Here is a 9,352-nt window from a genome sequence, read left to right as displayed (position 1 = left end):
CTGGATAAGCTGGATAGGGAAAGATCCTCGCACGATCAGTGTATCGCCCTTGCGGAAGTCTATGCGATCTTGCCCATCAAGCATAATCACAGAGTCCTCTTCTACACTAAAATGCAGGCAAAAATCATCGCTTACAATCATCGGTCGCTGCGTGAGCGAGTGCGCACAAACAGGGGTGAGCAAGATCACGCGGCATTGCGGATGCACGAGCGAGCCGCCAGCAGAGATATTATACGCGCTTGATCCTGTGGGCGTAGCGATGATAAGCCCATCGGCGCGGTAGGTGTGGAAATGCTCGTTGTTGATGGTGGCATAGATTTTGGTCATACCGGAGATGGCTTTTTTGGTGATTAGGATTTCGTTCAATACATAGAAGGGGCTATGTGTGTTGGGCGTTGGCTTTTTGCTGGTGGATTCGGCTTTTGGGCTAGAATCGTGGATTTCATCGCCGCGCGGCGTCGATAGACGCCCTAGTCTTATCTCCTTGCGCGGCTCGAAAAGCCCCGATTCTATCTCCAAAATCCTAGAATCCTTTGGCTGCTCGCCTACATTTGCGGCTTTCCTAGAATCCACTTTTCCTTCCGCCTGCGAGTCGTTTAAATTTTGGGCAGTTTTGCTGTCATTGCGAGCGGATTGTAAATCCGCGTGGCAATCCATTTTCTGCGATTTCTCAAAACTAGATTCTAGGTTTGTGTTATGGATCGCCACGCTCGTTTCACTCGCTCGCGATGACGGGAAAAGGGGTTCATCGGCTCGCGATGACAGAAATTGGGAGTGTGCTTGTGAAAAATGGGCGGAGCTAGAATCCACTTTTTCACTTTGCGGCTGGTTTTTATTTTCAGCAGATTTTTCACATAAAGCCTGATCTTCTTCAAGGATTCTAGGAATTGCGGTAGGGCTTTCAAAAGTGGATTCTAGGATTTGCGATGAGAAATCGTGGCTTTTACTAAAGAAACCTGCTGCGGCTTCGCCTTGCACCGCTTCGCTTGTTTTCGAGCCGCGCGCGGAGATAAGCCTTGAGTGGCTATCGCACAAGCGCGGCGATGAAATCCACGATTTATCGCGCAAAGCCGATTTTTCTAATGATCCTTGTAGCAGATAATGCAAATCCAGCACATACTCCCCCCCTTTTAGCAGCGGCACAAACTCTTCAAGCTCGCTCGGCTTAATCGCAGTAAGAAAGCCCAGCCGCCCCATATTGATCCCAAGCACAGGCAGATCTAGCCCTAGGCTTTTACGCACCGCAGAAATGAGCGTGCCATCGCCTCCTAAGCTGACTAACGCCTGCGCCCTTTGCCCAAGCTCGCTCTCCTTGCAGGCAAGCCTAGGATCTAGCCCCAAGCTTGCTACGCTAGATTCTAGCACGCACACCTCTACCCCAAATCGCTCAAATACCGCTATGACTTCATTGCACGCGCTTGCTAGCTCAGGGGACTCTGGGCGGACAATTAGGGCGATTTTTTCTATGGGTTGTGGCATTGGCTGGGCTTCTTTGGTGGATTCTCACACGGCTAGTCGTGTAGGCGTGATTGTAGCATAAGCTAGGCAGTGGCGCGTTTGTGAATCTTGGCGTTTTTGATAGTCTTGTAGGCGTGGGAGATTTTTTTGAAGCGGTCTTGGTAGTATTCTTGCGTGTGGGGATCTTTGTCTAGGGCATTATCAGGGTGGAAGATTTTAGCAAGCTTTAGGTATTGCTTTTTGACTGCTTCTAGTGATTCATCAAATCCCACATCTAGCTCGCTATAACACTTGCGCAGCAGGTATTCTTCGCGCGTTAGGAAGCCCTCGCCCTCTTCTGGCTTTTGGTATTCAAACTCTAGGGCGACATTGTGGATCACGCGCGAGCTGATAAGCTCTATCACACTCTGCCACATCGACTCGCTATACCCAGCGGCGTTAATGCCAAAACTCATTTTCTACTTCATAGATGATTTTACCGCTAAAAAGCGTGCGGATATAGCGGCGTGCTACGCGATCATCTTCTTCAAGTCGCAAAAGCACTTGATCAAGGCTAGCTAGGTGGATATGGACTTTGACGCGCTTTAGCATATCATTGGGGCTAGTGATTTTAATGCGTATGGGCAAGTGGGAGTGGCTTAGGATCTGCTCTAGCTCGGTAGGCTCGCTTGGCTCTGGCTCGCTCTGGCTACTAGAATCCACTTTTTGCAAGGGCTGGCGTGGGAGAAGCTTGGTGCTATGCTCGCTCTGCAAAGTAGCGTGATAAGCCCAATTGATTAAATAATCTTTCTTAAACCGCTCGCCATCATCTAGAATCAGCACAGAGCTAGATAGGCGATAATGCTTAGAGAAGTGTTTTTGTGCGTATTCTAGGGCTTTATCGAGCAGGCGCGTGCCTTTAAGCAGCTCGATCTGCACATAACGATCACAATAAGTAATATTCATCGCGTGTCCTTTCTAGCCCTTAATTGTAGCAATAAATGTTCCTATATATTCGGCATTTTTGGCAGAAGTTTAAGCGAGCGATTCAGCCTTGGGTGAGCATTCACCTGATTGCGTGATTTTTGGAGTAGTCATTACCGCTTAGGTAACTTCCACCCCAAAAATCACGCAAAACAAGCGAAGCGAAGTTTCTTTAGAAAACAAGCGAAGCAATACCGCAATTCTTAGAATCGTTTGGGCTAGAATCCGCTTTTATACAACGCCGATTTTTTTTGAAAACGCCCATTTTTCTGTCATTGCGAGCCTTGCCGCTAGGCAAGGCGTGGCAAAACAAGCGAAGCGAAGTTTCTTTAGTAATCCACACATTCTGCGCTAGCAGAATACTTTTTTCTAGAATCCACTTTTGCGCCTTTATGGATCGCCACGCTCGTTTCACTCGCTCGCGATGACGATAGGGTGGTATGGCACACGGCTCGCGATGATAGAAAAAGGGCATTGCTCCTAGAATCCACTTTTTCTAAAGAAGCTACGCTTTGTGTTTTTTGTGCGTTGTTTAAAAAAGTGGATTCTAGGGTTTGAGTTGATTTTTCACAAGGGCTGTTTTTTTGTCATTGCGAGCGGATTGAAAATCCGCGTGGCAAAACAAGCGAAGCGAAGTTTCTTTAGTAATCCACTTTTGCGGATTTTCACTTTCAGCCTGTTTGTCTTCCCCAAGGATTCTAGGAATTGCGGTAGTGCTTTCGTAGCTTTTAGCAAATTTTCTAAAGAAACTGCGCTTCGCTTGTTTTGGGGCAGAGCTAGACTAGAGGTCTGCGGTTGTCCCAAAATTTGCTAAATCTAGGGAATGACTACCCAAAACAAGCGAAGCGGTCGGCGTTAGCCGATGTTTCTTTAGTAAAGCCGAATCCCCCAGCAACACTAAGGCACTAAGATTGGATAGCCTAGGATTCTCGCCCACCTCGTCTCCTGACTACCCTGCACCACGCAGGGCTTGCCCACTAGAGAGAGCAGCGGCACATCACTTGGGCAGTCGCTATAGGCATAGGAGTTTGGCAAGTCGTATTGCGCTAGGTCTAGGCGATCATCTAGGGCATAGAGCTTGCGCTCTTGCATTGTGTGTAGCCCTGATCTATTGCCGCTTAGGATCTCTTGCCCTTGTTTATCAAAAGTGGATTCTAGCTCGACGGCTAGGATTGTATCTATGCCAAATTGCTGCATAAAAGGGCGGATATAAATGCCAAGCCCTCCAGATACCACGACTATGGTATGCCCCTGCGCCTTGTGCCACAGCAGCCTATCTAGGACTTTTTGATTGATATGAGTGCGTAGGCTTAGGGCGTAGGAGTGGGCTAGGGATAGGGCGGTTGATAGAGGCAGCCCAGCTAGCTCTGGATAAGTAGGGGGCGTTAAAATCCTTGCGAGCTTGGCTTGGAGCGATTCAGCTTTGGGTGAGCAATTTGACGCGATTGGAGCAATTTGTGGGTAGTCATTACCGCTTAGGTAACTCCCACCCCCAAATTGCCCCAAAACACGCAAAGCCCCACCGCAAATCTTAGAATCGTTTGGGCTAGAATCTACTTTTACTAGTGCGTGCTTTTTGTCATTGCGAGTCTTGCCGCTAGGCAAGGCGTGGCAATCCATTTTCGCACTAGATTCCGCTTTCGCGCCTTTGTGGATCGCCGCACTCGCTTCGCTCATTCGCAACGACAAGTGGGAGACTTCTTTTTCTTCTTCAAGGATTCTAGGAATTGCGGTGTATATAAGCCTAGCTCCCTTGCGCAACAGCCTTTGTTTATACGAGTTTGGCGATCTATACGCGCTATTTGCCTTGCGCGCTAGCTCCAAAAAGGGCGGGATACTCTGTCTATCTACGATTGTTTCACAAAAGTCAAAAATCGCTAGAATCTGTCTCATTGCACCCCTTTAGCACTTTGAAAATCTCCCTTAAAAATCCCCTGTAAAAATCTCTTGCAAGCTTTGTAAAATCTGCGCATTTTCCTGCTCACTGCGGCTAGCTATGCGCAAAAACTCTCCTTCTAAGCCGATTTTATCGCTACAAGAGCGCGTATAGATCCCATAGCTGCTAAGAAGCTTTATACACAAATCCTGCGCCTTTGTGCCACCTAGCAGCTCAACTAGCGCGAAGTTTGCCTTGCTGGGATAAATCTTTAGCGCGTTTATCTGGGCTAAAGATTTGAAAAACTCTTGCGTTTGGGTGATGTAGGATTTACGCACGCGCTCGTATTTTTGCACAAACTCATCATCACCAAATAGACTGAAGAAAAACTCACTCAAGCCATTGACATTCCATAAGTAGCCATTGTGTAGTAAAGCTTCCACGCGATTTTTCGCCATCACCCCATAGCCTGCGCGCAAGCCCGCTACGCCAAAGTCTTTAGACATACTTTTGATAAGCACGACATTGCGAAACTCCTGTGCAAGCTTGGTGTAGCTAATTTGCTCTAGGCTGCTATCTTCATAGGCAAAATGTAAAAAGCTCTCATCAATGATAATGGTATCAAGGTGTGCGAGCTTGGCTAGACACTCGCGCAAGGTGTTATATGGGATATAGCCGCCATCTGGGTTGTTTGGGTTGATGAGTAGGGCGTTTTTGGCATTGTGGTCTTGGATAAACTTGGTGTAGGCTTCTATATCTAGGGCGTAGTTCTGCTCTTTAGGAAGCTTGTAGAGTAGCACTTCTACGCCATCTCGCACAAATTCATAATACGATGAAAAAGTAGGGATTGGCACGACTAGGTTTGTTTGCACGAAGTTGTGTAGCACTGCTTGGATCACTTCTATCGCGCCATTACCGATGAATATATGGCTAGAATCTATATGTAGATACTTTGCTAGCTTTTGGGCTATGGCTGCGTTTTGACTAGGGTAGAACTCTAGGGCATCGCGCAAGCCACCTTGAGCGATAAGCTTAGATTCTAGCTCTTGCATAAAGAGATCAGTCGCATAAGGATTGGACAAAAAGCACGCATCAATTTTGATCTTTAGGGCAGGGAGCGTCTCTCTCAAAGTAGCGATACTTGGGCTATGTGAGCCAGAAGCGGCTTTGAGCTGGGCTAGGGATTTGGCTAGGGAGAGGTCATCAGGGGTTAGGGTAATCATTGGAAATCCTTGTAGTAGGGCTATTGGGCGTGTGTGGCGGCGCGTTTGATGATATGTAAATGATCTTTGAAAAGTGGGGAGTTTGTCTGCTCGGGGATCTCGCAGCTTGGGACATCAGGGTTGATTTCTATAAAGAGTGGATTGGCATTGCTATCGATAGTAAAGTCCCAGCCAATTAGCCCAAAGTGTGGCAAAAGTGAGTGCATATCTTTGCTCATCGCTAGCAATTTGTCAAAGCTAGGGATTGGCGTGGTTTTGTAGCTTAGGTCTTTAGCATTTGGCAGTGCGGCGATAGGCTCGCCCTTGCCCTTAATGATAAAGTCTCGCAATAGCCTAGAGTCCATATCGATCCCTATGCGGAAATGCCCGCCATTAGAGGTCAGCCCCTCTTCGCCTACAAGCAGCGTGCAAGCAAGTATGCTAAAGTGGTTTTCATATAGCAGGCTTACCACGCGGATCGTGTTGATACTCGTAGCATTTAGCGCGGATAAAAAGGAGTGCTGCTTGATTTTATCCTGCACGATAAAGTCGCTTGGATAGTGGCGTAGCAAGGACTCTAGCTCATCTTTGTCTAGGCTAGATTCTAGCAGGCGGATATTAGTGCCAGAGCCTGTCTCACTAGCTCTTGTGGGCTTGATCACACAGGGCGTGCTTGCGCGCAGAAGTGCTATGAAGTCATCTTTGGTGATGAGCTTATGGCGCAGGTGTGGAGAGCTAGAATCTAGCGCATAGTAGCTGCCATTGACGCGCTTGGCGATGGTGGCTGGGCGGTTATAGGAGGTAAAAAGCATATCCGCGTAATTTTTATCCGCTAGGGCTTTGGCGTAGCCTTGCGTGTTGAGATAGGGCAGGAGTGTAAGATAGTAGAAAGCATTATCAAGGTAGGCGGGGTGCGTGGGGCAGAAGCGGTTAGAATTATAGATGATAGTATGCCAGCTAAGCGTGTGCGTTAAGCGGTGCTTGGGCAAAAGGGGCTGCCAAAACTCTAGGGCTTCTTGCTTGGCAGGCTCTGGCAGTGGGGATAGGTGCTTGTGTATGGCTAGATAATTTTGCGTCTTTTGGTCAAAATACTTCATCGCTTGGCGAGTGTGGTAAGCGGACTTAGCGCGCTTGTAGAGAGACTTGGCAAGGGGCTTTAGCATTCTTATCCTTAGTCCTAGTGCTAGGGCTAGCACTTGGGATTTGGGTGGGAATGCTACTCCCCCCCCCTTAAAAATTCATTAAACCGCCTTAGGTTGTGGGCGTTGGCTTTTTGGCTAGAATCGGCGATTGCTTCGCGCGCCCTGCGGTTACATACGCCCAAGTATGCGCCCTTGCACGCGCTCGCAAAGCCCCGATTCTATCTCAAAAATCCTGCCGCCTGTGGCTTTTTAGGCGATTTAGCCTTGGGTGAGCAATGCGGCAGTGTTGCGCGTTATGGCAAAGGCACGATCGCCAAGATCGCTAACCTTTACCATAACGCGCAAAGCTCCCACAGCCCCACTGCAATTCTTAGAATCGTTTTGCACTAGAATCCGTTTTTAAAATTCTGCCGCCTGTAGTGTTTTAGGCGATTTGGCTTTACTCAAGAAAGCTGCCTTGAAAACAAGGGATACCGCTTAGGCTGTGCCGATGTTTCTTTAGAAAGCCACGATTTTTCATCTCAACTGCTTCCGCCTGCGACTCGCTTACATTTTTGGCGTTTTTGTTAAAAATCCTAGAATCCACTTTTCACAAGGGCTATTTTTTTGTCATTGCGAGCGGATTGAAAATCCGCGTGGCAATCCACTTTTGCGGATTTTCACACGAGGCACGATTGTCTTCTTCAAGGATTCTAGGAATTGCGGTGGGGCTGTGGGAGCTTTGGCGTTTTTGTGGAAGGTTAGCGATCTTGGCGATCGTGCCTTTGCCATAACGCGCAACACTGCCGCATTGCTCACCCAAAGCCGAATCCCACAAATCCCTTTGCGTTAAAAAATCGTATAAATAAACGGCGCAACTGCTGAGCCCTTAGCCAGCACAATAAGCGCACCTAAGAAAAGCATCACCACAATCACAGGGAAAAGCCAAAATTTCTTGCGCTCTTTCAAAAACGCCCATAGCTCTTTGATTAGGTTCATTACTGCTCCTTTTTAGTTTGATGTTGGATTTTGGCTGGTGGATTTGGCTTTTTGCGATAAATGCGGGAGCGGCGGACAATCGCTGCAGTCATTACCGCTAAGGTAACTCCTTTGCGATTGTCCTTGCAACCCACATTTCTCGTCAAAAATCCTAGAATCCACTTTTGCGCCTTTGTGGATCGCCACGCTCGTTTCACTCGCTCGCGATGACGGGAAAAGGGGTTCATCGGCTTGCGATGACGGGAAAAGGGGTTCATCGGCTTGCGATGACAGAAAATGGGCGTTGCTCCTAGAATCCACTTTTTGCCTTTATGCTGCCGCTTTCTATCCGTGCGGCGATAAACTCCGCGATCTGCGCATTTGCTCTAGCGTTTGGGTGGGTATCCCAGCGCGAGATACGATAAGCGAAATGCTCCAAATCCCCGCGCTTAACCCGCGCTAAGTCCTGCTTATACTCATCTCCTAGAATCTCGCTCATTGTCCAAAACTTTATGCCCATTTGCGCTAGGCTCTCTTGTATTAGGCTATCGTATCTGTCTAAAAACTGCGCGTGCATATCGTAGTCATACACAAGCACATAAAGCGGCGCGTTGTATCGCTCGCGCAAATGGCTTGGATTTTAGCCACAATGGCGAAGTAGGGCTGCGTATCTTTAATGGGTAAATTAATGTCAGGGTGAGAGGCGACACCGATTTGATACGACTCTAAGGCTAAGAGATCTTTAGAATCATAGTTTTGACTAGGGTTTGAGATGAACTTAACTATATATGATTTTTCAAGCTGGTTTATGAGCTTTCTTGTATAGTAAGGGCTTTGGCGTTGTGTAGTCTTCTTTATAGAAGGGCTTTTGCGCTTCTTTGGTAAATACGCCTTGGTATCGCGGTGTGCCGGTAGGATCTAGCGTGTATTTTGGACCTAGCACCGCGCCTAATGCGCGATAAATATGATGTGGATAATGATGTAGAAAAAGATATTTTCTTGGCATTGTGATAGTGCTTGCTTGTCAAGATCAAATTCTAATCGCGCTAGCATTGTATGTGCCCTGCGCCACCTATGCAAAGTTATTGATATGGAAATGTGGCAGATCTTTGGCTAAAAATGCTCCTAGAGTCTCATCATCGCTAAGTCCCGAGCCATAGGCGAAGCTACCGCCATAAATATTGATACAGGCTTTAGAGTCGTTGTTGTGGGGTTATGCGATTGCCATAAGTATCGTGCGTGTAAGTGGGATCATAGACAAGCTTGCCATCGACTGAAAAAGGAGTTTGTATAAAGAGATTGGGCGTATTGGCAAAAGCCCAAAATCTCGTGCGGCTGTGTAAGCCGAGAGCTGCTTATAGCAAGCTTTTTGTAGTAGAAAAAGCCTTCGCCCTGCGATTATGCAAAGTGGGAGTATGGTGAGATATGAGAGCGTGAGCTTAAGGGCTTCCGTGCGGGATTTACGCGCGAAGTAGATGAGAAGTAGCGTGAGTGCCGCGCTAATCCACATATATGGCAAGATACTATACTCAAATTTCTGCATACACACCATCTAGCTTTAGCACACTATGGCTAGTGCCAAGCCAAGCTAGAATCCACAGCGTGAGCGTTAGGGTTTGTGCCATCTCATCGTGCTTCCTTTAGAATTGGTTTTCATACTTGTGGGCTGCTTGTCGCGCTTGATGAAGTAGCTGTCATTATGAAGCTTGGGGGCGAGAATATCGCGCCTAGCTAGCTTAAACACCAGCCCCAAA

16 protein-coding genes are annotated in these 9,352 nt (G+C 47.6%); all 16 read right to left on the bottom strand.

What is annotated here, in order from left to right; all coding sequences use genetic code 11:
* Positions 1-1,479: NAD(+)/NADH kinase (locus DX060_RS09795; RefSeq protein ID WP_181814300.1), on the bottom strand; the 1,479-nt coding region annotated here is incomplete at its 3' end.
* Between the two features lie 62 nt (positions 1,480-1,541).
* Positions 1,542-1,913 carry a J domain-containing protein gene (locus DX060_RS09790; protein WP_115012381.1) on the bottom strand — a complete coding sequence of 124 codons (372 nt, stop codon included), beginning with the start codon at positions 1,911-1,913 and terminating at the stop codon, positions 1,542-1,544.
* Positions 1,897-2,403: a hypothetical protein gene (locus DX060_RS09785; RefSeq protein ID WP_115012380.1), complete on the bottom strand. Its 507-nt coding sequence runs from the start codon at positions 2,401-2,403 to the stop codon at positions 1,897-1,899. Before DX060_RS09785 ends, DX060_RS09790 begins: the two co-directional genes overlap by 17 nt.
* Before the next feature lie 190 nt (positions 2,404-2,593).
* Complete coding sequence (locus tag DX060_RS11560; RefSeq protein ID WP_181814137.1) at positions 2,594-2,764, bottom strand: hypothetical protein; 171 nt, start codon at positions 2,762-2,764, stop codon at positions 2,594-2,596.
* Complete coding sequence (locus DX060_RS11555) at positions 2,751-2,912, bottom strand: hypothetical protein (RefSeq protein WP_181814136.1); 162 nt, start codon at positions 2,910-2,912, stop codon at positions 2,751-2,753. Before DX060_RS11555 ends, DX060_RS11560 begins: the two co-directional genes overlap by 14 nt.
* A 406-nt stretch (positions 2,913-3,318) precedes the next feature.
* Entirely contained in the window at positions 3,319-4,314 is a 996-nt protein-coding gene (locus DX060_RS09775; RefSeq protein WP_115012379.1) for an HAD-IB family hydrolase, read from the bottom strand.
* A 30-nt stretch (positions 4,315-4,344) separates the two neighbouring features.
* Positions 4,345-5,520, bottom strand: coding sequence for a pyridoxal phosphate-dependent aminotransferase (locus DX060_RS09770; protein WP_115012378.1), 1,176 nt, complete (start codon positions 5,518-5,520; stop codon positions 4,345-4,347).
* Positions 5,521-5,540: 20 nt separating this feature from the next.
* Positions 5,541-6,662, bottom strand: coding sequence for a sugar-transfer associated ATP-grasp domain-containing protein (locus DX060_RS09765; RefSeq protein ID WP_115012377.1), 1,122 nt, complete (start codon positions 6,660-6,662; stop codon positions 5,541-5,543).
* 237 nt (positions 6,663-6,899) lie between these two features.
* Positions 6,900-7,028, bottom strand: a complete 129-nt coding sequence (locus DX060_RS12225) for a hypothetical protein (protein ID WP_258552159.1) — start codon at positions 7,026-7,028, stop codon at positions 6,900-6,902.
* A 52-nt stretch (positions 7,029-7,080) separates the two neighbouring features.
* Positions 7,081-7,227, bottom strand: a complete 147-nt coding sequence (locus tag DX060_RS11550; RefSeq protein ID WP_181814134.1) for a hypothetical protein — start codon at positions 7,225-7,227, stop codon at positions 7,081-7,083.
* A 12-nt stretch (positions 7,228-7,239) separates the two neighbouring features.
* Positions 7,240-7,443 (bottom strand): hypothetical protein, encoded by a 204-nt coding sequence (locus tag DX060_RS09755; RefSeq protein ID WP_115012375.1) that lies wholly within the window; start codon positions 7,441-7,443, stop codon positions 7,240-7,242.
* 26 nt (positions 7,444-7,469) lie between these two features.
* The gene (locus DX060_RS11545; RefSeq protein ID WP_170235161.1) at positions 7,470-7,619 is read right to left on the bottom strand and encodes a DUF5989 family protein; all 150 of its coding nucleotides are present in this window, start codon (positions 7,617-7,619) and stop codon (positions 7,470-7,472) included.
* 12 nt (positions 7,620-7,631) lie between these two features.
* Positions 7,632-7,919 (bottom strand): hypothetical protein, encoded by a 288-nt coding sequence (locus DX060_RS12220; RefSeq protein WP_258552158.1) that lies wholly within the window; start codon positions 7,917-7,919, stop codon positions 7,632-7,634.
* Complete coding sequence (locus DX060_RS09745) at positions 7,909-8,226, bottom strand: hypothetical protein (RefSeq protein ID WP_115012374.1); 318 nt, start codon at positions 8,224-8,226, stop codon at positions 7,909-7,911. Before DX060_RS09745 ends, DX060_RS12220 begins: the two co-directional genes overlap by 11 nt.
* A 168-nt stretch (positions 8,227-8,394) precedes the next feature.
* Positions 8,395-8,604: a hypothetical protein gene (locus DX060_RS10940; protein ID WP_147278833.1), complete on the bottom strand. Its 210-nt coding sequence runs from the start codon at positions 8,602-8,604 to the stop codon at positions 8,395-8,397.
* 207 nt (positions 8,605-8,811) lie between these two features.
* The gene (locus DX060_RS09740; RefSeq protein ID WP_115012373.1) at positions 8,812-9,141 is read right to left on the bottom strand and encodes a hypothetical protein; all 330 of its coding nucleotides are present in this window, start codon (positions 9,139-9,141) and stop codon (positions 8,812-8,814) included.
* Positions 9,142-9,352 lie beyond the last annotated feature (211 nt).

It is taken from the genome of Helicobacter canis (assembly GCF_900451095.1).
Classification (GTDB): domain Bacteria; phylum Campylobacterota; class Campylobacteria; order Campylobacterales; family Helicobacteraceae; genus Helicobacter_B; species Helicobacter_B zhangjianzhongii.
Note: the sequence above shows the minus strand (reverse complement) of the source record. Positions and strands in the feature narration are given on the sequence as shown.